General features: G+C 60.1%; 21 protein-coding genes and 4 tRNA genes. 6 read left to right on the forward strand and 19 right to left on the reverse strand.

The genetic code is table 11. The features are described 5' to 3' along the window. Nucleotides 1–87: 87 nt before the first annotated feature. The 16 genes from rpoB to lpxK all read right to left on the reverse strand — a co-directional run bounded on the left by rpoB (nt 88) and on the right by lpxK (nt 13,841). On the reverse strand, nt 88–4,293 hold the full coding sequence (rpoB, locus tag ACTRW9_RS02925) for a DNA-directed RNA polymerase subunit beta (protein ID WP_442428231.1): 4,206 nt from the start codon (nt 4,291–4,293) through the stop codon (nt 88–90). A gap of 71 nt (nt 4,294–4,364) precedes the next feature. Further along, nucleotides 4,365–4,748: a 50S ribosomal protein L7/L12 gene (gene rplL / locus ACTRW9_RS02930; RefSeq protein ID WP_442428232.1), complete on the reverse strand. Its 384-nt coding sequence runs from the start codon at nt 4,746–4,748 to the stop codon at nt 4,365–4,367. A gap of 82 nt (nt 4,749–4,830) precedes the next feature. Continuing rightward, nucleotides 4,831–5,361 (reverse strand): 50S ribosomal protein L10, encoded by a 531-nt coding sequence (gene rplJ, locus ACTRW9_RS02935; RefSeq protein WP_442427492.1) that lies wholly within the window; start codon nt 5,359–5,361, stop codon nt 4,831–4,833. A gap of 83 nt (nt 5,362–5,444) precedes the next feature. Then, nucleotides 5,445–6,134, reverse strand: coding sequence for a 50S ribosomal protein L1 (gene rplA, locus ACTRW9_RS02940; RefSeq protein WP_442427493.1), 690 nt, complete (start codon nt 6,132–6,134; stop codon nt 5,445–5,447). A gap of 20 nt (nt 6,135–6,154) precedes the next feature. After that, the gene (rplK, locus tag ACTRW9_RS02945; protein ID WP_005007657.1) at nt 6,155–6,589 is read right to left on the reverse strand and encodes a 50S ribosomal protein L11; all 435 of its coding nucleotides are present in this window, start codon (nt 6,587–6,589) and stop codon (nt 6,155–6,157) included. Between the two features lie 29 nt (nt 6,590–6,618). Beyond that, complete coding sequence (nusG, locus tag ACTRW9_RS02950) at nt 6,619–7,185, reverse strand: transcription termination/antitermination protein NusG (RefSeq protein WP_005007656.1); 567 nt, start codon at nt 7,183–7,185, stop codon at nt 6,619–6,621. Further along, nucleotides 7,182–7,370, reverse strand: coding sequence for a preprotein translocase subunit SecE (secE, locus tag ACTRW9_RS02955; RefSeq protein ID WP_005007655.1), 189 nt, complete (start codon nt 7,368–7,370; stop codon nt 7,182–7,184). Before secE ends, nusG begins: the two co-directional genes overlap by 4 nt. 23 nt (nt 7,371–7,393) lie before the next feature. Then, nucleotides 7,394–7,468, reverse strand: a tRNA-Trp gene (locus ACTRW9_RS02960). Between the two features lie 96 nt (nt 7,469–7,564). Further along, nucleotides 7,565–7,714, reverse strand: a complete 150-nt coding sequence (gene rpmG / locus ACTRW9_RS02965) for a 50S ribosomal protein L33 (protein WP_084603965.1) — start codon at nt 7,712–7,714, stop codon at nt 7,565–7,567. A 108-nt stretch (nt 7,715–7,822) separates the two neighbouring features. Beyond that, a tRNA-Thr gene (locus tag ACTRW9_RS02970) sits at nt 7,823–7,894 on the reverse strand. Nucleotides 7,895–7,916: 22 nt separating this feature from the next. Continuing rightward, nucleotides 7,917–7,993 (reverse strand) — tRNA-Gly (locus tag ACTRW9_RS02975). Nucleotides 7,994–8,012: 19 nt separating this feature from the next. Continuing rightward, a tRNA-Tyr gene (locus tag ACTRW9_RS02980) sits at nt 8,013–8,097 on the reverse strand. A 394-nt stretch (nt 8,098–8,491) separates the two neighbouring features. Then, nucleotides 8,492–9,745: an amidohydrolase family protein gene (locus ACTRW9_RS02985; RefSeq protein WP_442428233.1), complete on the reverse strand. Its 1,254-nt coding sequence runs from the start codon at nt 9,743–9,745 to the stop codon at nt 8,492–8,494. Nucleotides 9,746–9,756: 11 nt separating this feature from the next. After that, complete coding sequence (locus ACTRW9_RS02990; RefSeq protein ID WP_442428234.1) at nt 9,757–12,243, reverse strand: hypothetical protein; 2,487 nt, start codon at nt 12,241–12,243, stop codon at nt 9,757–9,759. Between the two features lie 7 nt (nt 12,244–12,250). Next, the gene (locus tag ACTRW9_RS02995) at nt 12,251–12,742 is read right to left on the reverse strand and encodes a methyltransferase family protein (protein WP_442428235.1); all 492 of its coding nucleotides are present in this window, start codon (nt 12,740–12,742) and stop codon (nt 12,251–12,253) included. Next, entirely contained in the window at nt 12,729–13,841 is a 1,113-nt protein-coding gene (lpxK, locus tag ACTRW9_RS03000; protein ID WP_442428236.1) for a tetraacyldisaccharide 4'-kinase, read from the reverse strand. Before lpxK ends, ACTRW9_RS02995 begins: the two co-directional genes overlap by 14 nt. Before the next feature lie 63 nt (nt 13,842–13,904). On the opposite strand from lpxK, the gene ACTRW9_RS03005 reads away from it, so the two are divergent. Together ACTRW9_RS03005 and ACTRW9_RS03010 are read left to right on the forward strand one after the other, a co-directional pair. After that, nucleotides 13,905–15,167: a 3-deoxy-D-manno-octulosonic acid transferase gene (locus ACTRW9_RS03005; RefSeq protein ID WP_442428237.1), complete on the forward strand. Its 1,263-nt coding sequence runs from the start codon at nt 13,905–13,907 to the stop codon at nt 15,165–15,167. An 11-nt stretch (nt 15,168–15,178) separates the two neighbouring features. Next, nucleotides 15,179–16,468 (forward strand): 3-deoxy-D-manno-octulosonic acid transferase, encoded by a 1,290-nt coding sequence (locus ACTRW9_RS03010; RefSeq protein ID WP_442428238.1) that lies wholly within the window; start codon nt 15,179–15,181, stop codon nt 16,466–16,468. A gap of 15 nt (nt 16,469–16,483) precedes the next feature. Here the strand turns inward: ACTRW9_RS03010 and ACTRW9_RS03015 are convergent, their stop codons facing one another. Then, nucleotides 16,484–17,944, reverse strand: a complete 1,461-nt coding sequence (locus tag ACTRW9_RS03015) for a sodium/proline symporter (protein ID WP_442428239.1) — start codon at nt 17,942–17,944, stop codon at nt 16,484–16,486. Between the two features lie 444 nt (nt 17,945–18,388). Here ACTRW9_RS03015 and leuS point away from each other — a divergent pair, with 444 nt between their 5' ends. The 3 genes from leuS to holA are packed head-to-tail and all read left to right on the forward strand — an operon-like array spanning nt 18,389 to nt 22,425. Further along, on the forward strand, nt 18,389–20,881 hold the full coding sequence (gene leuS / locus ACTRW9_RS03020; protein WP_442428240.1) for a leucine--tRNA ligase: 2,493 nt from the start codon (nt 18,389–18,391) through the stop codon (nt 20,879–20,881). Between the two features lie 10 nt (nt 20,882–20,891). Continuing rightward, nucleotides 20,892–21,407 (forward strand): LPS assembly lipoprotein LptE, encoded by a 516-nt coding sequence (gene lptE / locus ACTRW9_RS03025; protein WP_442428241.1) that lies wholly within the window; start codon nt 20,892–20,894, stop codon nt 21,405–21,407. A 13-nt stretch (nt 21,408–21,420) separates the two neighbouring features. Continuing rightward, nucleotides 21,421–22,425 (forward strand): DNA polymerase III subunit delta, encoded by a 1,005-nt coding sequence (gene holA, locus ACTRW9_RS03030; protein ID WP_442428242.1) that lies wholly within the window; start codon nt 21,421–21,423, stop codon nt 22,423–22,425. A gap of 96 nt (nt 22,426–22,521) precedes the next feature. Here holA and rpsT read toward each other — a convergent pair whose 3' ends face one another. Both rpsT and ACTRW9_RS03040 read right to left on the reverse strand, forming a co-directional pair. Then, nucleotides 22,522–22,794 (reverse strand): 30S ribosomal protein S20, encoded by a 273-nt coding sequence (gene rpsT, locus ACTRW9_RS03035; RefSeq protein ID WP_442427504.1) that lies wholly within the window; start codon nt 22,792–22,794, stop codon nt 22,522–22,524. 111 nt (nt 22,795–22,905) lie between these two features. Next, entirely contained in the window at nt 22,906–23,385 is a 480-nt protein-coding gene (locus ACTRW9_RS03040; protein WP_442427523.1) for a GlcG/HbpS family heme-binding protein, read from the reverse strand. A 253-nt stretch (nt 23,386–23,638) separates the two neighbouring features. On the opposite strand from ACTRW9_RS03040, the gene ACTRW9_RS03045 reads away from it, so the two are divergent. Continuing rightward, nucleotides 23,639–24,271: a hypothetical protein gene (locus ACTRW9_RS03045; protein ID WP_442428243.1), complete on the forward strand. Its 633-nt coding sequence runs from the start codon at nt 23,639–23,641 to the stop codon at nt 24,269–24,271. Nucleotides 24,272–24,391: the final 120 nt, after the last annotated feature.

A 24,391-nucleotide genomic window follows, 5' to 3' on the forward strand; every position in this document is an offset into this window, starting at 1 on the left:
GGTATCCACAAGCGTGGTCTCCTAAATGAAAGTTTATTTAAAAATTCTTTTCCGGACAGGAAGCCGTTCCTGTCGCCCCGGCGGCCGCTACTTGCTGGCGGTTTCCATCAGTTCCACATCAATGGCCAGGCTCTGCAGTTCCTTGACCAGGACGTTGAACGATTCCGGAAGGCTGGGCGTGAGATTCGTGTCGCCCTTGACGATGGCTTCGTACATCCGCTTGCGGCCCTCGACGTCGTCGGATTTGACCGTGAGCATCTCCTGCAGGGTGTAGGCGCCGCCGTAAGCTTCGAGCGCCCAGACCTCCATCTCACCCAGCCGCTGACCGCCGAACTGCGCCTTTCCGCCCAGCGGCTGCTGAGTGACGAGCGAGTAGGGTCCGGTGGACCGGGCGTGGATCTTGTCGTCTACAAGGTGATGCAGTTTGAGCATGTAGATGTACCCCACCATGACCTTCTGGTGAAACGGCTGGCCGGTGCGCCCGTCGAACAGGCTGACTTCGCCGGTGGGCGAACAGCCGGAATCGACGAGCATTCTGCGCACATCGTCTTCCTTTGCGCCGTCGAAGACGGGCGTCGCGACGTGCTTGCCGCTGGCCTTGGCCGCCATGCCGAGGTTGGTTTCGAAAATCTGGCCGACGTTCATACGAGACGGCACGCCGAGCGGATTGAGTATGAGCTCGATCGGAGTTCCATCATCCATATAAGGCATGTCCTCTTCCGGAACGATCTTGGAGACGACACCTTTGTTGCCGTGACGGCCGGCCATTTTGTCGCCTACCTGAAGCTTGCGTTTCATGGCAACAAACACCTTCACCAGCTTGATAACGCCGGGCGCCAGGTCGTCGCCTTTCTTCAGTTTGGCGATCTTGTCATTCATCATGGTCTTGAGGATGTGGATCTGGTCCTTGCTGGCATCCTCGATCTGCTGCAACTCGTTCGGGTCCACGTCCTTGACCGGAATCTTCACCATATCCCGCGTGGGCATTTTGGCGAGGTCTTCCTCGGTCAGGTCCTGACCCTTCTTAAAAACCTTCTTGCCAATGGTGGTGGCCTTGGTCACCTGCTTGCCCACCAGCATGGACAGGAGTTTCTTTTCGCTTTCGTTCTTGACGATCTCGATCTCGTCGCTGAAGTCCTTTTCGATCCGGGAGACCTCCTCTTCCTCGATCGACAGCGTGCGGGAATCCTTGTCGACTCCCTTGCGCGAGAACACCTTGACGTCGATGACGATACCCTGGATGCCCGGCGGCACGCGCAGGGACGTGTCACGCACGTCGCCCGCCTTTTCGCCGAAGATCGCTTTGAGCAGTTTTTCTTCGGGACTCAGCTGCGTCTCGCCTTTGGGGGTGATCTTGCCCACGAGGATGTCGTTGGGAGCCACCGAGGCACCGATGCGGATGATGCCGCTGTCGTCCAGGTTGCGAAGCGCTTCCTCGCCGACGTTCGAGATGTCGCGTGTGATGTCTTCCTTACCCTGCTTGGTGTCGCGGGCCTCCACCTCGAATTCCTCGATGTGGACGGACGTGAAGACGTCCTCCTTCACCACCTTCTCGCTGATGACGATGGCGTCCTCGAAGTTGTAACCTTCCCACGGCATGAACGCGACCAGCACGTTGCGGCCGAGCGCCAGCTCTCCGCGGTCCGTCGACGGCCCATCGGCGATGACCTGACCCTTCCTCACCTTTTCGCCGGTACCGACAAGCGGGCGTTGATTGATGCAGGTGTTCTGGTTGGAGCGCTGGTACTTGGACAGGGTGTAGATGTCCACACTGGAATCCAGCATGCCTTTCCTTTTCTGGCGGCCGGAAGTCCGCACCACAATGCGCGACGCATCGGCACTGATGACCTCACCGTCGTTCTCCGCCACCACCACGGCGCCAGAATCGCGGGCCACCACCTCTTCCATACCGGTGCCCACGAGAGGGGCCTCGGTCTCCAGAAGCGGCACGGCCTGGCGCTGCATGTTGGAACCCATGAGGGCGCGGTTGGCGTCGTCGTTTTCCAGAAACGGAATCAACGACGCGGCGACGCTGATCAACTGCTTGGGCGAAACGTCCATCAGGTTGATTTTTTCGCGCGGCGACAGAATGAAGTCGCCACCCTGACGCGCATCGACGATTTCATTGACGAAGCGGTTCTTTTCGTCGAGCTGGGCGTTGGCCTGCGCAATGACATACTCGTCTTCGACCATCGCGTTGTGAAACTCGACCGAGTCGCCAACCTTGCCTTCGGTCACGCGCCGGTAAGGCGTTTCGACAAACCCGTAATCGTTCACCCGCGCGTAGGTGCTGAGCGACGCAATGAGACCGATGTTCGGTCCCTCAGGCGTCTCGATGGGACAGATCCGCCCGTAATGGGTCGGATGCACGTCCCGCACTTCGAATCCCGCGCGCTCGCGCGTCAGACCGCCGGGCCCCAATGCGCTGAGGCGCCGCTTGTGCGTGACCTCGCTGAGGGGATTGGTCTGATCCATGAACTGGGACAACTGGCTGCTTCCGTAAAATTCCTTGATCGCCGCGGTGACCGGCTTCGAATTGATCAGGTCGTGCGGCATGGAAACATCCAGATCCTGAATGGACATGCGCTCGATGATGGCGCGCTCCATGCGCACCAGGCCGACGCGGAACTGGTTTTCCAGGGACTCGCCCACCGCGCGCACGCGGCGGTTGCCCAGATGGTCGATGTCGTCCACCACACCCACACCGTTTCGCAGGTCCACCATGTAGCGGATGACCGCAATGAGGTCCTCGCGGGTGAGCAGGCGGTGCTCCAACGGCACATCCAGCCCGAACTTCTGGTTCATCTTGATCCGGCCGACCACGGACAGGTTGTACCGCTTCGGGTTGAAGAACAGGTTGTAGAAAAGCGTTTTTGCGATCTCGGTCGTCGGCGGGTCGCCGGGACGCAGACGTTTGTAGATTTCGCGGATGGCCTCGTCCGAATCCGCGATCTTCGCCTGCGCCAGGGTGTCGCGTATGGTGGTATCCGGGTTTTCCTCGTCGATGGACAGCACCGAAAATTCACTGATGTTGTGCTTGGCCAGTACCGCGAGCGTCTCCGGGGTGATCTCCGTGTTGGACTCGATCAGGACCTCGCCGGTCTCCTTGTCAATGATGTCCTGCGCGAGATATCCACCGGCCAGCGTCTCCTTGTCGATCTCAACACGCTGGGATTTACTCATGCGGCGCAACTTTTTGATCTGCTGCGGCGCCACCTTCTTGCCGGACTTTACAAGAACATCATCCGTCTTGGAGTCGATGACGTCTTCAAGCACCTTGATGCCGCACATCAGCCCCTTGCTGCCCATGAAGTAGCGGTCGTCCTTGACCAGCCGCGATACTTTTTCGACATTGTAAAAGGAAGCGAGGATCTCTTCCTGGCTCATGCCAAAGGCGCTCAGGAGGACCGTGGCCGGAAGTTTGCGCCGGCGGTCGATCTTGACATGCAGGATGTCCTTGATGTCGAACTCGAAGTCGAGCCAGGAGCCGCGGTCCGGAATGACCCGCGCGCTGTACAGGATCTTTCCGCTGACGTGACTGCGTCCCTTGTCGTGCGCGAAGAACGCGCCCGGGGAGCGGTGCATCTGACTGACGATGACACGCTCGACACCGTTGATCATGAATGTGCCGGTGGGGCCCATGACGGGCATCTCACCGAGAAAAATCTTCTGCTCCTTCACTTCCTTGACGGAATTGATCGTGACTTCGGGAACCTTGAATTTCTGCAGGGCCTCAATGATGGTGGCGTCAATTTCGGTACGGGCGGGAATGAGCGGCTTGTTCGTCTCCGGGTTTTTCACCTCTTCGACGATGTATTTGCCGGGCAGCTCCTTCAGGACGCGTGCGTTGAGCTCGATCTTCTCGCGCTGAAACAGGACCATGCGGACCATGATCTTGATCGGGTCGGAGTAGGTGAGGCCCTTCTGGCGGCATTCCGCGAGCTTGAACTTTTCCTTGTAATTGACTTCCTGGCTGCAGGCGTCGCACACCACACCCAGGCCGCCGAGTTCCTTGTACTCGCCGCAGGCACACTCCCACACGCCGACTTCATAGCCCACATAATCGATACGGGCGTTGATGTTCAGGTCGGAGATGGGGAACACATCCTGAAACACTTCCTCCAGACCCTGGACCTTGCGTTCCGACGGGGCGGTTTCCGTCTGCAGGAAGTACTCAAAGGACTTCTTTTGAATTCCAATCAGGTTGGGAATCTCGATGACCGCAGGGATCCGGGAGAAGTCCAACCTTTCACGAACAGTGCTTTGGGTTCGATCGGTGGTTTTGATAGACATAGATTTAATCCAGTCCCCTGTTAAAGATTAATGGCCATACTCCCCCTCTCATCAAAAGAAGGCAAAAGGCATTACTTAATCTCAACAGTTCCACCGGCTTCTTCGATCTTCTTTTTGATCTCCTCAGCTTCTTCTTTCTTCACAGCTTCCTTAATGGCCTTGGGAGCCGCTTCCACCAGGTCCTTCGCATCCTTCAGACCCAGACCCGTGATGCCGCGAACTTCCTTGATCACCTGAATCTTCTTGTCACCTGCCGCTGTGAGAATGACGTCAAACTCCGTTTTCTCTTCCGCCGCGGCACCGGCATCGCCGCCCGCACCAGCCGGCATCGCCATCATGGCCGGGGCTGCCGCCGTGACACCGTACTTCTCTTCCAATTCCTTGACGAATTCCGACATCTCCAAAACCGTCATGTTGTCGATGAAGGAAACGACGTCCTCTTTCGTGACTGCCATTGCAATCTCCTTTCTGGGATGAAACGCTTATTCAAATAATTTTCGAAAAAATTTCGTTCGTCTTTTTTGTTCCGCTTGCAAGTCAGCCCTGCTGGGCCTTCTTCTCGCGGATGGCATCCAGGGTTCCCACCAGGCTGCGCTGCAGGCTGGCGAATACACCGACAAAGTTGCGCGTCGGGCCCTGCATGACCGAAAGCATTTGCGAAATCAACACTTCCTTGGACGGCAGGTCTGCCAAAGCCTTTACCTGTTCCGGCGTCACCGCCTGCCCGTCCACCACCCCGCAGACCACCTGCGGATTTTTTTCTGCGCCCGACTTGGCAAAGTCGGAAAGCGCCTTGGCCGGAGCCACCACGTCATCGAAGCTGACAATGATGGACATCGGCCCTTCCCACGAGGTATCCAGCACCTCGAAGGGCGTGTTCTTCGCCGCAATGCGGGCGAGGGTGTTCTTGATGACCTTGAATTCCAGCGACCGCTCACGCATGTGCGACCGAAGCTGGGTCATCTGCTCTGCCGACAGGCCCTGGTAATTTGCCAGCACCGCTGACTTGGCCTTGGCGAACACTCCGTTCAACCGTTCTATTTCTTTTGCTTTCACTGGTGTCGGCACGACGCGCTCCCTTTCCTTTTGCTCAAACCGCCCGCTTCAATTCCTCAACTGCAGTTCCGTGATTACGATCTGTCCCCACCCGTTCAAGTACCGGTGTAAGCGACCTTCACTCCCGGCCCCATGGTGGTGGACAACGACACGCCGCGGATGTACACGCCCTTTGCCGTAGAGGGCTTCATCTTGACCAGCGTGCCCATGAACTCCTTGAAATTCTCCGCAAGGTCTTCCACCGAAAAACTGGCCTTGCCCACCGATGCATGCACGATGCCCGCCTTGTCCACGCGGAAATCCACCTTGCCCGCCTGAATCTGCCGGATGGCGTCCGCCACATCGAAGGTGACGGTGCCGGTCTTCGGGTTGGGCATGAGGCCCCTCGGGCCCAGCACCTTGCCGAGCTTGCCCACGGTGCCCATCATGTCCGGCGTGGCCACGACGCGGTCAAACTCAAACCAACCGTCCTGAATCTTCTTCACCAAGTCGTCCCCGCCGACGAACTCCGCGCCCGCTTCCCTGGCTTCGGTTTCCTTCTCTCCCTTGGCGAACACCAGCACGCGGAACTTCTTGCCCGTGCCCTTGGGAAGCACCACACTGCCGCGGATGTTCTGGTCCGCCTTCCGGGGATCGACGCCCAGCCTCACCGCCACGTCCAGCGACTGGTCGAATTTGGCCTCCACGCCGCCCCTGGCAAGCTGCAACGCCTCTTCCAGCGCGTAACGCTGATTGCGGTCGATCTTCTCCGCCGCCGCCCGGTATTTCTTTCCATGCCTGGCCATGCTGAATCCTTTCTCCGCTCCTAATCCGTAACCTTGATGCCCATACTTTTTGCAGACCCCTCGATGATCTTCATCGCCGCATCGGTATCGTATGCGTTGAGGTCCGCCTTTTTGATTTCGGCGATTTCCTTCACCTGCGCCCGCGTCACCGTGCCCACGTTTTCCTTGCTGGGATGCGTCGAGCCCTTGGCGATGCCCGCCGCCTGCTTGAGCAGAACCGAGGCGGGCGGCGACTTGGTGATGAAACTGAAACTGCGGTCCTCATACACCGAGATGACGACCGGAATGATCATGCCTTCCTGGCCCTGCGTGGCGGCATTGAACGCCTTGCAGAAATCCATGATGTTGACGCCGTTCTGACCGAGCGCCGGTCCCACGGGCGGCGAAGGCGTTGCCTGCCCGGCGGCTATCTGCAGCTTGATCTGCGCCGCGACTTTCTTTTTCTTAGTGGCCATGTTGTTTCAACCTTTCGAATTCGTACTGCTCAGACTTTCTCGATCTGCGGAAATTCCAGCTCCACCGGCGTCGCCCGCCCGAATATGGAAACCATGACCTTCACCTTGCCCTTGTCGTGGTTCACTTCCTCTACCGTGCCGTTGAAGTTCATGAACGGGCCGTCGATAACACGCACGCCCTCGCCCTTCTCGAACTGGAATTTCGGCTTCGGCCGCTGGGACTCGCCCTTGACCTGGTCCATGATTTCCTTGACTTCCGCCTCGGACAAAGGCGTCGGCTCCGTGCCGCCCAGAAACCCGGTGACCTTCGGCGTGTTCTTGATCAGGTACCAGACGTCCTGGTCCATATCCACCGAGATCAAAACGTACCCGGGCAGGAACTTGCGCGAACTGATTTTCTTTTTGCCCTGACGCACCTCCACGACCTCTTCCGTGGGGATGACGATCTCCCCCAGCTTGTCGCGGACTCCCTGGTGCGCGAAGCGTTCTTCCAGACTCAACTTGACTTTGTTCTCGTAGCCGGAATAGGTATGGATGACATACCAGTCTTTCCCCTTGGCCACCGCGTTTTCCATGTCCACATTTTCTTCACTCATCCGGAAAGCATGCCCTCCACGATTTTGGACAGGATCGTATCCACGATCCAAAGAAACAGGCCGATGAACGCCACCACGACGAGCACGACCATGGTGCCGCCTACGGACTCCTTGCGGGAAGGCCAGGTGACCTTTTTGACTTCCGCCTTGACTCCGGACAGGAATTCTTTACTTTTTGCGAGCATGAACCACCCGATGCGTAAGCACGCAGGCCAGGAGGGATTCGAACCCCCAACCCCTAGATTTGGAGTCTAGTGCTCTAACCAATTAGAGCTACTGGCCTATCTCATTTTTCATGAAGGCCACCGAAGGAGACGCCTGCACATGACAGACTCCCGCCGGTTTCCCGGCGCAACCCCACCTGACTGCTGATGAGTTGTTATTTAGTTTCTTTGTGAGGAGTGTGCTTCCTGCAGAACCTGCAATACTTGCTGAATTCCAAACGGCCCGTGGTTTTCTTTTTGTTCTTGGTGGTGGAATAATTCCGTCGCTTACACTCACCGCACGCCAAAAGTACAATATCCCTCATCGTTCAACTATTTCCATCAGAAAGAAGAACCGGATCCGGCACCGGTTCTCATAAAGTGTCAGGTTGCTCCGGCAACGTATTTTTCACTTCTCTATATCAAAAACGGCAAGCCCACGATCGGGATTGAACCGATGACCTCTTCCTTACCAAGGAAGTGCTCCACCACTGAGCTACGTGGGCCTGATAAATCATGCCTCTGTTTTGGAGCGGGAAACGGGACTCGAACCCGCGACCCTCAGCTTGGAAGGCTGACGCTCTAGCCAACTGAGCTATTCCCGCTGGAACCGTAGTTTGAAAATGGTGGGGAGAGGAGGATTCGAACCTCCGAAGGCTGAGCCGCCAGATTTACAGTCTGGTCCCTTTGACCGCTCGGGAATCTCCCCAGCTCCTGAGGTTGAAACAACCCCGCTAAAAATAAAAAAGGGCTCTTAACTTACTGAACCCAAAAGTCTTTTATAAACAATACGTTACGCAGGTGGCACGGACGCCCTTCGGCCTCCCCCGCAAACCTTCCGTCTGCGGTGTCAACAACCGGGCCATGCCAACCCACGTTATGTGCGCGAAAATATGGATTCTACTTGTTTGTTTCGATTAGTGTCAATAAAAAAGAATTAAATTCGGGCCAAATTTGAGGCTAGGAGATTTTCCGCCAAAATCCCGATTCAATTTATCATGGATTTCACAGGGGAAACAAATTTTTTTGAAGCTTTCTGGATTTTTTTTCCGTTTTTCTGACCGCTTTGCAGAATTATCAAAAACTTTCACGCTTTCAATAAGTTATGATCCTTCCACCGGCCCCGGGGGAGGGGCCACCGGATTTCCCTGGATCATCACCCAGTCCACCTGCCGACCCTCATTTTCAAATGGTATATCGAACCAGCTTTCCACTTCAGAGCCCATACGGAAGGCGATGAGGTCGGCGAAGCGGCCCGGTTCCACCGTTCCCGCCTCGCTGTGAAGCGCTTCGGCACCCCAGCGGGTGGCCATGGTCAAAATTTCGGCACGGCTCACCTCCGGCAACATTTCTTCGGCCAGCTTCAATTCACGCAGGAAATTCAACGATTCGTTGCTGGCCAGGGAATCCGTGCCCATCCCCACCGGCACCCCGCGGTCCAGCAGCTGGCGCACCGGCATGTAACGCTCACGGCCAAACCAGCGGGTACTTCCGGGGCAGAACACGGCCGTGACATTCCGCCGGGCCAATAAGTCCAGATCGCCTGCCACGTCGTTCAGGTGGACGCCCACCAGTCCCTCCAGCACTCCCAGTTGATCCAGGTAGGCCGCGGGCCCCAGTTCGGGAGGGCGCCACCGGGGGTTGAACACGCCCCGCGTTTCCAGGAGATGCCGCATGGGTCCCTCACCGGTTTGCAGGAATTCACGCTCTTCCGGCACCTCCGCCACGTGACAGGAAATCGGGCAACGGTGGTTCTGCGCGATGGCTTTCAACCGGCGGAGCAATTTCGCCGAGACCGAATAAGAAGCGTGCGGGGCGATCCCGAGGCGGATGCGCCCCCCCTGCGACTCGTGCTCCTCGATCAAATCCTCCACCCGGGCCGCACGGGCGACCGCGTCTTCTTCGGGAAAGCCCAGGGTTTCCAGAAACAGCACCTGGCGAAACGGAAGGCGGGCCAGTTCCACCAGCAGTTCCGGGTTGGCCAGGTAATCCCCCAGCAGGGTGACGCCTGTAGACAACATGGTCAGGCTGTGCCGGTGCAGGGCTTCTACCCGGTCGCTCCAGCTGAGCGCAGTGTTGGCGGCGACCACATCCAGAATCCAGTCGGCGAACGGCGTCCGCGGGACCAGCTTGCCTTCCAGGGCGCACAGACCCATGTGGCTGTGGGCGTTGACAAAGCCCGGCAGAAGCAGGTGACCGGTGAGATCGATGGTGGGAACGGAATCACCGGGGGAAACCGCATCGCGGATCGAATCCACCCGCCCGTCTTGAATCCACACCTCGCCCCGTTCGTAGTCGCGGCCGGTCATGGTGACCAGTTTTTCAAAGAGGATGCGTGTGCGAACGGATGCGGTCATGACCGGTTCCTTCAGTGCAGGTCGGCGGAAAGGCCCCAGCCTTCGTTTTTGGAGATGGCGTCGTTGCCGCGGCCGAGGGAATAGCGGTCCCTGCCGCCGCCGGTATCGAACAGGAACCCGAACCCGCCCTGCCCGGCCACCGGATCGAACAGACCGAATCCCTGCCCCAGGTCGCGGCAGGCGTACTCGTCATCCCCATCGGTATCCACCAGCAGGCCGATGCCATCGCCGTTGCCCGCCCCCTGCGACAACAGACTGCTGGTGAAGCGGTCATCCCCGGCGCGATCGATCAACATACCCACACCGGTTTCATGACCGACCCCCTGCGACACCCCGGCGTGTGACAGGTAATCGTCGTCGCCGTGACCATCCAGCAGCAACCCGGCTCCCTGACGCATCCCGGTACCCTGGGCATAGCGTCCGGCGAGATACCGGTCGTCCCCGTTTTCATCGTGCAGGATGCCCAGCCCGTAAGTCTTCCCCGTGCCCTGGGCAAAGTAATCGGCCACATAGGTGTCGTTGCCATTCTGGTCCGAGAGGATACCGATGCCACCGGACAACTGGATCAAGCTGTCCCAGCCGTCATGCCCCAGCCCCACGCCCTGGGCCATGGAGCGGAACGCCAGAATGGGCTCGGAATAATCCGCGAACGAGCCGCCGGAAGTGTAGCGGTCCTGCCCGTCGGCATCGACCAGAAGGCCATAACCGCCGGTCGCTCCCAGGCCCTGTCCGTAAATCGCGTTGGAGAACGCATCGTCCCCGCCCCCATCCGCCAGGATGCCAATGCCCAGAAACCCCGCACCCTGGCAGAACACCTGGCATTGGTACCGGTCCTGCCCACCCGTGTCCACCAGCACACCGACACCGAGGAACCCCGCGCCCTGCGAAAAGTGATCGGTCACATACCGGTCGTTGCCGCCGAGATCGAGCAGAAACCCCGCGCCCAGAAGGCCGGCGCCCTGCCGGCTCCAACCCCGCGACAGGTACAGGTCGTCGCCATCGAGATCGATCACCACCATGTTGCGTCGCCCCACTTGGCTCGCCCCGGCGGTGTTGAGGTAACGGTCGTCGCCGCCAAGGTCGATGATCACATCGGCATCCTCGCTGTACACGTTGGACTGACCGTTGCCAACCACAATGGTGATGCCCGCCGTGCGGATCGCCACCCGGTCGCGTTCCTCACGCACCACCCAGCCTTCGCGGAAGGGCTGGAAGGAAGCGCCGCCCTGCTTCCACAATTTGAGCCACTGAAGGTCCAGCACCTCGGCGATGCGTTTTCCCGCAATCAGGAGTTGGTGACGGTCCACTTTGAGAGCGATCTCGAACCACTTCAGGAACCGGTCTTCCATTTCCCGTTTTTCGACTTCCGTTCGGTCGAGCGCGTCGTCCACCAGATCCTGAAAGAGCCAGTCGCGGACACCCTCTTCAAGCATTTGGATCTCTTCCACGGTCAGTTTCGCAAGCGATTCGCGCCTCAGGATTTCGGCTTCATTCATGGCCCTCGCCAGACGGTCGATAAAATCGCCCAGGTCGGTGGGTGGGACATACGCCTTTTCCATGAGAACGGAATCGTCCGCATCGTTCTCCACACCCAGCGCCCCCAGTCCCCCCTGCACAAGGAGATCCAACCGCTGCGTTTCGGCGGAAAAGGAACGATGGACGGAACGCGTCAGCAGGTGGGCCAGCCACGGCAGGTCCATGGGCCGGTGCAGGACGTAATTCACCTCACCCAACCGGAAGGGATTCGCCTCCCCGCCCGCAAAGGCGGTGGTCAGCACGCGTTCGGAGGTTTGTTTCATGGCGCGCAGGGTTTTTTGAAATTCACCCTTCATGCCTTCGCGCTCCAGAGTCTGCAAAAAAAAGGTTTCCTTCGCCTCGGCGTGAAGCCGGTCCAGTTCCGGATGCACGGGCAGAACGGGGGGGTGGGTCGGGATGGGATCGAGCGTGAGTGCCAGGTCCATCACCCCCTCGCCGCGCAGGAGTTTGAGTTCCAGGTTGCCGCCCGCCCCCACCTGGGCCACACGGTTCTTGAAATGGACGACCAGCGAGTTTTCCGTGCCAAGCTCCAACGGCTCGTTGTTGACAGCGACGATGCGGTCGGTGACCAGCAATCCCGCCTTGTCCGCCGTCGAACCGGGATAGACGCGGTGTACCTGAAGCGCGGGGGTGAAATCATCCGCACCGGGAAGGAATACCGGCTTGGTCTCACGCGGCGCGATGCCCAGCCAGCCCGTTTCTTTGGTTTCCTGAAGCACGGTCAGCACCGGCACCCCTTGCTTGACGGTGGGCAGCCCCAGCAAGGGATACAGGGAAAACAAATCCGATCCGCCGGAAGGAGGAGGGGATTCCACCAGTGCATGCGGCCCCCTGGGTGCGGGCGGTCCCTCCGCCCACGCTGCGGTCGATGTCATTCCATAAAGCAACACCGCGCAGACAGCCCCGCACGCAAAGCCTTTCACCGCCATTCCGCCCTGTTCGTTCATCCAGTCCACGTTCACTCGAAGTTCAAAACCACGTCTGCCGGCGGTAGCGGGTGTAGGCCTCGCCGAATTTTTTCTGCATTGCACGTTCTTCCTGCTGCGCGCGTACGATGTTGAGCGGCACCACCACAATAAAAAGATAAATCATTCCCTGCACCGATCCCACCGCCAGGAACAATCCAAAAAACGTGAGCACGATGCCCCAGTAGACCGGGTGCCGAACACGGCGGTACACACCGCGGCTCACCAGCCGGTCGCCGCCGGGAAGCACCGCCAAAGACGTTCCCAACTGCGCCATCGCCACGATCCAGAACAAAAGACCCGACAGTCCCACCGTCAACCCGGCATACACCAGCGGCCGTACACCGAATCCGAAATGCTTCGGCCCCAGCCACGCAACCAACAATGCGCCAAGATACACAGACGGGATGGCGATGGTGAGCACCAGGCTTTTGACCGGAGACATCGCTTCGCCGGTTGAGCTGTCCGTTTCCCGTTCTGTATCAGGTTCCGGCACCGGCACCCCCCACGCGTTCCTCAGAATGCTCCGGCACGATCAGGCGCAACCAGTCTTCCTCGCCCTCCACCACGTCCAGCGCAACGCGGAGCACGTGCAACGGCAATACAAACGCGTGATCGAAAAACTTAACGGCATCCTTTTCCGTGGTCACAAGCCATTCCGCCCCGTTTTCGCGGGCACGCGTCTCGATTTCTTTCAAATCCTCGCCGCGGTAGGCGTAATGATCCGGGAAGGCGAATTTCGCCACCACCTCCGCTCCCAGCGCTTCCAGCGACGCCTTGAAGTCGGCGGGATTGCCGATTCCGCAGAACAAGCCCACGCGCCGTCCTTTCAATTCGGAAAGCGGCGTCACCTTGCCCGTCGGCGGATGGATGAGATCGATCGGTCTGAGCTGCGTGGCGATGACGGGAACCTGTTTCGGGTTGTGGTCGATCAGGCCGTGGTTCACGGAAGGACGGTAGCGGGTGAGGCAAATGGCGTCGGCGCGCTCGACCTGGCTGAGCGGCTCCCGCAGTTCGCCCGCCGGGAAAATGCATCCGTTGCCGAACGGATCCTGGTGATCGCATAAAAGAATATTGAGGTCGCGGTGCAGCGGCAGGTGCTGGTAACCGTCGTCGAGGATCAGCACGTCCGCGCCCAGCTGGTCGATGGCGAAGCGTCCGCTGGCATACCGGCTCTTGGCAGTGAGCACGGGCACCCCTTCCAGCCGACGCGCCATCATCACCGGCTCGTCCCCCGCTTCGGCGGGCGACATCAGCACGTCCCTGCCGTCGGAGACCACGTTGACCGCCAGCGGCGACTCGCCGCCGTAACCCCGGCTCAGCACCGCCGGACGGTAACCGTGGCGTTTCAGGGTTTCGGCGATGCACACCACCGTCGGTGTTTTACCGGTGCCGCCCAGGGTCAGGTTGCCGACGCTGATCACGCGTTTTTCCAGTTTGCGCGTGGGCAGGATCTTCATGCGGTAACAGGCCACCCGCAGTTTCTGCACCAGGCCGTAAAACACCGACACGCTTCTTAAAAGGAGGTAGAGCGGCACGTGGTAGAAGCGGCGGCCGGGCGAGATGACCTGGTAGAACAAGGACTCAATGCTCATTTTTGTTTTCGGAATTCCCCGGCGTGTCCCCAAAACGCCTGTATCTGGTTTATAATCAAAGCCATGATCGTGATCTATCATCTTATCACAGGGCTCATGTTTGTGGCGGTTTCGCCTTTCGTTCTGGTGCGGATGGCGTTCAACACCGACTTCCGCGATGAAATGCGTGAGCGCTGGACCAACTGGAAATCCCTGCCCGCCTGCAAAGACACCCTTTGGGTGCACGCGTCTTCGGTAGGTGAGGTGCGGGTGGCGCGGGTGTTGATCCGCGGCCTTCTGCAACGCTTTCCGCATCACCAGGTGGTGCTCTCCACGTTCACACCCACGGGCTACCGGCAGGCGCTGGAGTTCGATCTCTGCCCGGTGTTCCGCCTGCCGCCGGATCTGTTCTGGCTCACCGCCGGGGTGCTCGACCGTTTGCAACCGGCCCTGCTGGTGCTGATCGAAGCGGAGTTCTGGCCGGGGCTCCTGCACCAGTGCGCGGCGCGCGAGGTGCCGGTCCTGCTGGTCAACGGACGCATGTCGCGCAAGTCCGCAAGGCGTTACCGGCAGATCGCCCCGCTGTTCCGCTGGATGGTCGCAGGCATACAGCGCTTCGCCATGCGCTCCCAGGAAGACACGAACCGCCTGCTCGGCCTGGGCATCCCCGAGGCGCGGGTGGACACGACCGGCAACATGAAATTCGACGCCCTGCCGGATAGCAAGGCGGATGACACGACAACGGAAGACCGTGCCCTCATCGTGTTCGGCTCGACGCGACCCGGCGACGAGCCGCCCATCCTCGACGTCATCACCCGCATCATGCAGGAAGTGACCGACGCACCGAAGCGGTTTGTCCTCGCGCCGCGGCATCCCCAGCGCTGTGACGAAGTGGAGGCGATGCTCCTCAACCGCGGCCTGGCCTACAAGCGGTTCAGTGAACTGGACGGGCAGCCGGACGACGACACCACCATCGTGCTGGTCGATGAGATCGGCCACCTCAACGACTTTTACCGGCAGAGCCGGCTGGCGTTTGTCGGCGGCGGGTTCACGCCGGAGTTCGGCGGGCAAAATATCCTCGAACCCGCCCTGCACGGCGTGCCGGTGGTGTTCGGTCCGCACATGGACAACTTCAAAGAAGAAGCGCGCCTGCTGGTGGAGTCCGGCGGCGGCATCCAGCTGATGGGCGAAGAGGAGCTTTACCCCGTACTGCGCAATCTGCTGGAACAACCAGAAGACATCGAACTGCGCGGCCGGCTGGCTCGCGAGACCGTCGAAAAAAACCGCGGCGCGCTGGACGCGAACCTGCGCATCCTCGAACAACTGCTCGCGCCCAAAACCGAGTGACCGGACTCCTTATGCCCCTTCTCTATCATACCCTGTCGACTCTCGCCGCCGTCCTCGTCCTGCCGCTGTTTTTTTTCTACTGCATCATCAACGGCAAAAAAACGCGCGGGTTGGGTCACCACTTCGGCTACGTGCCGAGCGTGAAACGCAAGGAAGGACGGCCGCTCGTCTGGGTGCAGGCGCTGTCATTCGGCGAAGTCAACGCCGCCGCGCCGGTGCTGCGCCGACTGCACGAGGACCGGCCGGACCTCGACATCGTCGTGTCCGTCACCACCGACTCCGGTTACGACGGCGCGTGCCGCCAGATTCCGTTCGCGCGCACGATCTTTTTTCATCCGCTCGACTGCTGGCCGTTTCTCAATCTGGCGCTGGCACGCATCCGCCCCGACCTCTACGTGCTCACCGACACCGGCTTCTGGCCGGGCATGATCTACCTGCTGAAAACGCGCGGCATCCCGCAGGTGCTGTTCAACGGACGGTTGTCGGAGAAATCGCTCAAGTGCTACGGCTTCGTTAAACCTTGGGTGCGGGGACTGCTCAACCGCTTCGACCTCATCTGCATGCAGAGCGAGGCGGGGCGGCAGGCGATGGTGAGCCTCGGCGCCAGGCCGGAGATTCTGCGCGTGGTGGGCGACACCAAGTACGACGGACTGAAACCCGTCGGCGAGCCGGAAGGCTTCCGCCTGCGCGAAGCGTTGCGCATCCCGGCCAGTCACCCGGTGTGGGTGGCGGGGAGCACGCATCCGGGCGAAGAGGCCATCGTGCTCGACTCCTACGAACAACTGCGCGTGCGCTTCCCCAAGCTGACGCTGGTGCTCGCACCGCGCCGACTGGAACGGGTGGGCGAGGTGATGGGACTGATCGAGGCGCGCGGGCTGAACGCCGTCCGCAAAAGCGAATTGAAGCCGGACGACTCCCACGGCCGCGACGTCATCGTGCTCGACACCATGGGCGAGCTGGCGAAACTGTACGCCGTGGCCGACGTGACATTCGTCGGACGCAGCCTCATCGCGCCGGGCGGCGGGCACAGCCTCATCGAACCGGCGGCGCAAGGGAAGGTCGTTCTGCACGGACCCCATGTCGAAAACGTGCAGCACTCGGCGGACGAACTGGGGACGCTCGGCATCGCCATCGAAGTCGCCGACGCCGACGCCATGGCCAAACGCATCACCGAACTGTTCGAGGAAGACACCCTGCACGCGCGGCTCACGGAAAAAGCCGTGACCCTGGTGAAAGAAAAAAAAGGCGCCTCCCGCGAAATGGCAGCATTGATTTTAAGAGCGTTGGATGGGGCGGAATGAAATACGCGTTCTGTTCTACTCTTCGTGCGAAGGAGTGGGAACGCTTACGGCAGTCGATTGCCTTGCCGTGTATTTGCTGACCAGCCAGACAGCTAGGGTCGCCAAAGTGAAGGCGGGGATCATTTCGTACAGCACATCCTTCATGCCGCTGTGGTACCAGACGACGGTGGTGACAAAGCCCGTCACCATGCCGGCGATCGCCCCCTCGCGCGTCACCCCTTTCCAGTACAGCGAAAACAAAATAACCGGGCCGAAGCTCGATCCCAGCGCCGACCACGCCAAGAGCACGAACCAGAAAATCACACGCGTCTCCATCAGCGAAATCAACATGGCGCCGATGCCCAGCACCAGCACAGTGTAACGGCTGATGCGCACGATCTGCTGATGACTGAGGTTGGGGTTGATCATCTTCGAGTACACGTCGTGCGCCACGGATGAAGTGGCGACGATGATGAGCGCCGAAACGGTAGACATGATGGCGGCCATCACCCCGGTCAGCACCACGGCGGTGAGGCCCGTCGGCAACAGGTCGGTCGCGGCGCGCGGGAACAGGTGCTCGGGGTCGTCCAGCGTGGGGTACAGCGCGTTGCCGCAGATGCCCAAAAGGATCGCCGAGCCGTAAACGAGGAATCCCCAGCCCAGGGCAATCCACACGCCGGTCTCGATGACTTTTCTGTCCTTCGCCGCCATGTACCGGTTCAACACCTGCGGCTGGCCGGGGTAGCCGAGGCCGATGCCCAACAGCCCGATCATCGAGCCGAAGAACACCGCGGTGGGTTTGCCGCCCATCCATTGCAGGGTTTCCGGCGAGGCGGCGTTCACCTGCTCGGCGACGCCGGAGAATCCGCCAAGATGCACGAACCCGACGACCGCCAGCACCACCAGGCCCGCCACCATGATGAGTCCCTGCACGAAGTCGGTCCACGCCACCGCGAGAAAGCCGCCCATCATGGTATAGACGATGATGATCGCACCGCCGACGGGAATGCTCACGTAGTGCGGGATGCCGAAGATGGCGTCGAAGGTTTTGCCGATGCCGGTGAACTGCGCCGCCACGTACGCCATCATGCTGAAGAAGATGATGCCCACAGACAGCATGCGCAGCACGCGGGTCTTGTCGTGAAAGTGGTATTCGAAATAATCGGGGAGGGTGATGGCGCCGCTGTCGAGCGAGTGCTGGCGCAGGCGCTCGGCGAGGAAGAACCAGTTGAGCGCGTACCCGAGCAGGCAGCCGGGCAGGAACCACAGTGCGGCGAGGCCGTCCTTGTACGCCAGGCCCACCGTGCCCAGCACCGCCCACGCGCTCTCCGACGAGGCGGTGGAGGACACCGCCGTCACCCACGCTTTCAGTGAGCGGTCACCCAGGAAGTAATGCGACGCGGAGGTCTGGTAGCGCGAGGTCACCCAGCCGATGGCGAGCATCAGCAGGACGTACAGGCAGAAGACGACGATGATGGCCCCGGACAGTTCCGTCATGCCCTCCATTGTAAAGCGTCTACGGACGAAATTCCATTTGGCCGTGCTGCGGATTCCGCGCGCACCCTCTACCCCTCCGATGAATACGGATAAAAACGCAGACGGGAGATCGATCGGTCCCCCCTTGTAAAGGGGGTTAGGGGGCTTCTTCTCCTGTAATCCCGAACACAGTGAGGGATCTCGATGCTTTTTCCAATCTCATCCAAAAGTCACCTTTCGCTTGCGCTCAAGGTGACAAACCGAAACGGTATAAGCCCCCCAGCCCCCTTCGGAGAAGGGGGAGTCCATCCACTTGTGTTCTTATCCGTGTTCCTCTGTGTGTATCTGTGGTTAATTATGTTATTCGCTCCTGGCCGGGTCCGGGTGGAAACGGCGGGCGGTTTTGGTTACTATACGGGTTTCTGATTCGATCCACCTTTTTCTCCACGAGGACCCATCCCGACCATGCAGGAATACGATCACAAAGCCATTGAAGCGCGCTGGCAGGAGCACTGGGAAAAAAACCGGTCGTTCTCCGTCACCGAGGACCCGTCGAAAGAAAAGTACTACCTCCTCGAGATGTTCCCCTACCCTTCCGGGCGCATCCACATGGGCCACGTGCGCAACTACACCATCGGCGACGCCCTCGCCCGCTTCAAGATGATGAAGGGCTACAACGTCCTGCACCCCATCGGCTGGGACTCCTTCGGCATGCCCGCGGAAAACGCCGCCATCCAGCACAAGTCGCACCCCGCCAAGTGGACGTTCGAGAACATCGACACCATGCGCACGCAGCTGAAGCGGCTGGGCCTCAGCTACGACTGGACCCGCGAGGTGGCGACGTGCAAACCGGATTACTACAAATGGAACCAGTGGTGCTTCCTGAAATTCCACGAACGCGGCCTGGTGTACCGCAAGAACTCGACCGTCAACTGGTGCGAGTCGTGCCAGACGGTGCTCGCCAACGAGCAGGTCATCGACGACCGCTGCTGGCGTTGCGACAACGTGGTCATCAAAAAGGAACAGGAAGGCTGGTTCTTCAAAATCACCGAATACGCCGACCGCCTGCTGGAAGGATGCAGGGAGCTGGAAGGCGGCTGGCCGGAACAGGTGCTGGCGATGCAGACCAACTGGATCGGCAAGAGCTACGGCGCAGAGGTGGACTTTGCGGTGAAAGGCGCGAAGGAGACCATCCGCATTTTCACCACGCGGCCGGACACGCTGTGGGGCGCGACGTTCATGGTGCTGGCGCCCGAACACCCGCTCACCAAAAAACTGTCGCGCGGCACGGAACAGGAACAGGCCGTCGATGACTTCATCAAGAAGGTGCAGAGCCAGGACACCATCGCCCGCACCGCCGAGGGCGGCGACAAGCTGGGGGTGTTCACCGGCGCGTACGCCATGAACCCGGTGAACGGCGAGTCCATCCCGGTGTGGTCGGCCAACTTCGTGCTCATGGATTACGGCACCGGCGCGATCATGTCCGTCCCGGCGCACGACCAGCGCGACTTCGAGTTCGCCAGAAAATACGACCTCAACATCCGCGTCGTCATCGAACCGCCCGAGGGCACCCGCGACCCGGCGCACCTGAAAGAAGCGTTTACGGAAGAGGGACCGATGATCCAGTCCGGCGGCTTCGACGGCCTCGTCGGCGAAGAAGCGCGGCTCAAGGTATGCGACTACCTGAAAACCAAGAGCATCGGCGAACGCACCATCAATTACCGACTGCGCGACTGGGGCGTGTCGCGGCAACGCTACTGGGGCACGCCGGTGCCGATGGTGTTCTGCGACGCCTGCGGCACGGTGCCGGTGCCATACGATCAGCTCCCCGTCGAGTTGCCACTCGATGCGCAACTGGGCGAACGCGGCCAGTCGCCGCTCAAGACGCTCGACAGCTTCATCAACACCACGTGCCCGAAGTGCAACGGCCCGGCAAAACGCGAGACCGACACGCTCGACACCTTCATCTGCTCGTCTTGGTACTTCGACCGATACACTTCGCCGCACGCCGACGACGCGCCGTTTAAAAAGAAGGCGGTCGATTACTGGATGCCCGTCGATCAATACATCGGCGGCATCGAACACGCCATCCTGCATCTCCTGTACTCGCGGTTCTTCCATCACGTGTTCCGCGACCTGGGGCTGGTGCAGTCGAACGAACCGTTCTCGCACCTGCTCACGCAGGGCATGGTCATCAAGGATGGCGCGAAAATGTCGAAGTCGAAAGGCAACGTGGTCGATCCCGACCGCATCATCGAGCGTTACGGGGCGGACACGGCCAGGCTGTTCATCCTGTTCGCCGCGCCGCCGGTGAAAGATCTGGAATGGAGCGACCAGGGCGTCGAGGGCTGTTCGCGGTTTTTGAAACGCGTGTGGCGGCTGTTCGCAGAGCTTGCGGATTCCGTGCAGGGCGTCGAGCCGGGCAACGGCGGTGATGCGCTTCCCGACGAGTTGAAAGAACTCCGGCGGCAGACGCACGTGACCATCAAGCGCGTGACGGACGACGTTGAAAAGCGCATGCAGTTCAACACGGCGATCGCGGCGACGATGGAATTCGTCAATCACCTTTATACATTCAAGGACGGGTGGAACGCGCAAAAGGCCACGGCCGAACACAAAGCCGTCCTCAGGCAGGCGATGGAATCGCTCGTCCTGCTCATCAGCCCGTTCGCGCCGCACGTCGCGGAGGAGATGGGGTCGCGGTTGAAATTTTCCAAGGCGACGCACGAATGCGCCTGGCCGGTGTTCGAGACGCAATACATGCAGGCGGACGAGATGACCATCGTCGTGCAGGTGAACGGCAAGGTACGGCAGAAGTTGTCGGTGCCGTCGGAGATTGCCGACGACGACCTCAAGCAGCAGTGCCTCGGCGACGAACGCGTCCGCGAATGGCTGAACGGCAAGGAACCGCGCAAGGTGATCGTCGTCCCCAAAAAACTGGTGAACATTGTTGTCTAGAGCTCCGATCATGCCCTTGCGCACTGCTTTCAGCTTACTCTTGCTTATCCTGCTTCCCGCCTGCGGATACCAGCTGGCGGGCACGGGTGCGTCGCAACTGCCGCCGCACCTGAAAACCATCGCCATTCCCGTCTTCGACAACGTGTCGCAGGAACCGGTCATCAACCGCAACCTCACTGAACGTGTGCGCCAGTCGTTCCTGCGCGACGGACGCCTGCGCCTGGTGAAGAGCACCGCGAACGCCGACCTCGTGCTGACCGGCAAGCTGACGGCATACTCCATCCGTGCCGTGGCTTTCGATGACCGCGACGTGGTCACCGAGTACTGGGTGTACATCGACATCGACGTTGTGGTGAAGGACCAGGTGAAAAACCGCACGCACCTCAAGCAGACGCTCAAGACGCGCTGGGACTACCGCCCGAGCATCAACGTCATCGACGCCGAGGCCTCCCGCCAGGCGGCGTTCCAGCAGGCGTACCGCCTTCTCGGCAACCGGCTGGTGAGCCTCATCATCGACCAGTTCTAAAGGAGCCTGCGCCGTGACCGCACTGGAACTCATCCGCGCTTTGAACGGTGGCACACGGCATCCGGTTTACTTTCTTTATGGCGAAGAGGATTTCTTCTCGCGCGAACTGCTGCGCCTGCTCACCGACCAGCTCATCACCCCGGACAACCGCGACTTCAACCTCGAAACCTTCGAAGGCAAGACGAGTCATCCCAATGACTGGATCGAGGCGGCGAAAACGTTTTCCTTCCTGGGCGGCGACAAGCTGATCATCGTGCGCAATTTAGATGAAGCGTCCTTCACCGACGCTGACATCCAGGCGTTGATCGACTACACGAAAAACCCCGCGCCCGACGCGTGCCTCGCGCTCACCGCGCGCAAGGCCGACCGCAAACGCAAGCTGTACAAACACCTCGCGGGCTTGCCGGGGGCGGGCGATTGCTCGGCGCCGAAAGAAGGCGAGCTGACGATGTGGATCAAGAACCGCGCCAAGAGCCTGGGCTACACGCTGGAAACCGACGCGGCGCAGACATTGCTTTCACGCATCGGACCGAAGCCGGGCATCCTGGCACAGGAGCTGGACAAAGTGATCACCTTCGCCGGAGGCAACAAGACGCTTACGCAGTCAGCGGTGGCGGAGGTGGTGGGCGCGATCAAGCTGGAGTCGGTGTTCGACCTGACCGACGCGTTGAAAGAAAAAAACGCCGACCGCGCGTTGCGTCTTCTGCGCAACCAGCTGGCGCACGGCGAGGAACCGGTGAAGGTGCTGGGTATGATCGCGTGGCAGTTCCGCTTGATCTGGGAAGTGAAGCACCACCAGCAACAACGCGTGCCGCGCCAGCAGATCGCGAAGGCGATGGGACAGAAACCGTTTCTGGTCGATCAGGCGCTCCGCTTCACCGGCAACTTCACGGAGCGGCAACTGCGCAATGGGTTTCAAAGCCTGTCGGAGGCGGACATCGAACTCAAGTCCACCGGCAAGGCGCCGGAAGGCATCCTCGAATCACTGGTCCTCAAACTCTGCGCCAAGACGGAGTGATGCACTCGACCGGGCGGACCCGGAGTTATAGACGGGAAGGAAATAATAAAGAGGGTGGCGGGCCGTCAACCGATCCGCCTGGGCGAGCCGGGAGGCTCAACCGGAAGCGGACAGTTTGTTGACCTGCCGGGCAAGGCCGGAGATTTTGCGCGAGGCGGCGCGTTTGTGCAGGACGCCTTTGCTGGCGACGCTGGAAATGGTTTTGGTCGCGCTGTGCAGGGCTTTCTCGGCGGCGTCTTTGTCCTTCTTGGCGACCGCTTCCAGCACTCTCTTGGTTTCATTCTTCACGCGCGTGCGGTTGGCGGTGTTGCTTGCGTTGCGTTTGATGTTCTGACGGTTCCGCTTGAGTGCGGATTTGTGGTTAGCCAACGAAACTCTCCTTGATAAAACAAATACCTGGAACGGGTTTTCGGGAAAATGAAAGAAAGTATCTTACCCCATCCGGCCCGGCTTGAGAAGGGGAAAATCGACCGAAAACGCTCATTCCGCGCCGATGGCCTTCAATCCCGCCCGGGCGCAGGTTTCGTCGAACTGGTCCCCCGGCGCGCCCCCAACGCCAATGCCGCCAACCAGTTGCCCGTCCAATTTGATGGGCAGGCCGCCGCCTAAAATCAGGATCTTGTCGTTCATGTCCCTTAAAGCCTGGATGCGCGGCACTTTGACCAGCAGTTCGGCCAGTTCCATGGTCGGACGGCCCAGGCTGGCAGAGGTGTAGGCTTTCTTGAAACTGCTGTCGGGGGTGTGCGCCCCGGCCCCGTCATGACGCAGCAGTGCCTTCACGTTGCCGCCGCGGTCCACCACGGCGACGCTCACCCGGTAATTGTTTTTGGAACACTCGTCCAGGGTCGCCAGTCCGGCCTTGATGGCCAACTCCAGCGGCAGGGCCTTGATCTCCGGCAGGGCATTCGCCTTGGCGGTTCCCGGCAGGGCGCCATTCAACAGCAACGCCGTCATTCCCATCGCCCAAAAGATTCCAGCCCGTCGTCCCATCGTTCACCGCCTTTCCGCTGTCAGCCAAAAAAATGAGGATGTCCACAAAAAGGCCCTTCCCGCGGGGACATCCCAAAACCGCGGGAAGAGCGCACGCCTGTTACTCCATAAATTATCGCGACCGGCGCCGCGCAATCAACCGGAATTTGAACGTCAGCCTCGCTTCCTCCCCGCGTCGCGGGGTGGTACAATGCCCGTCCTGACTTCATTTTGAGGAGTCCCCGTGCGCAAATACATTCTACTGACTCTCCTGTTCTGCCTGGTTCCCCTGCGGGCGTGGGCCCTGGAAGTGACCCCCTACCTCAACCTGTTTCCCGTAAACCCCGCTTTCGTGATGGGGTCCAAGCTGAAAAACCCGGGCACCGGAGCCACCATTGCCGAACCGGATTACAACGTCAGCCTGGGTTTCTTCGGCGCGCTGGGTCTGATGTTCAACGAAAGGTTTCTTCTGGAAATCGAGGTCGGCACCACCACCCTGGAAATCGGTTCCTTGTCCGGCGCGCAGGGAGAAGAGGGCGACCAGTTGAAGATCGACAACCTCCTCATCAACGCCTACTACCGGAGCCGGGGCTGGGAACACGAAACGGGCTTGTTCACCTACCACTATTATTTCGGCGGCGGCGCCGGGCAGGCGAAGCAGGACCTGTTCCTTGCCAACGTCACCCGCGGAAGCGACCAGTCGATGGCCTGGCAGGCGGTGCTGGGGCTGGAGCTCGCTCCCACCCACATGCGGCAGGGGGTCAACGGTTCGCTTTTGTTCCAGTACAAATTCCTGTCCATTGCCGACGGCCAGCTGGGCGCGGTGGAAGCGGGCCACAACGCGCATTTTCTCTCCATCGGCATCCGCTTTTACTGACCCCTCTGCGAGGGGAGGACGAGGATCCGCAGACATGATTCAAGAAACAATCCATTTCCTCAGGTCTGGCCTGGAGAGCCGGCATTTCTCCATGCGGGAAAGACCTCAGTTTCTATATAA

Source organism: Nitrospina sp. 32_T5, from assembly GCF_052156635.1.
In the GTDB taxonomy this organism is placed as follows: Bacteria; Nitrospinota; Nitrospinia; order Nitrospinales; family Nitrospinaceae; genus Nitrospina.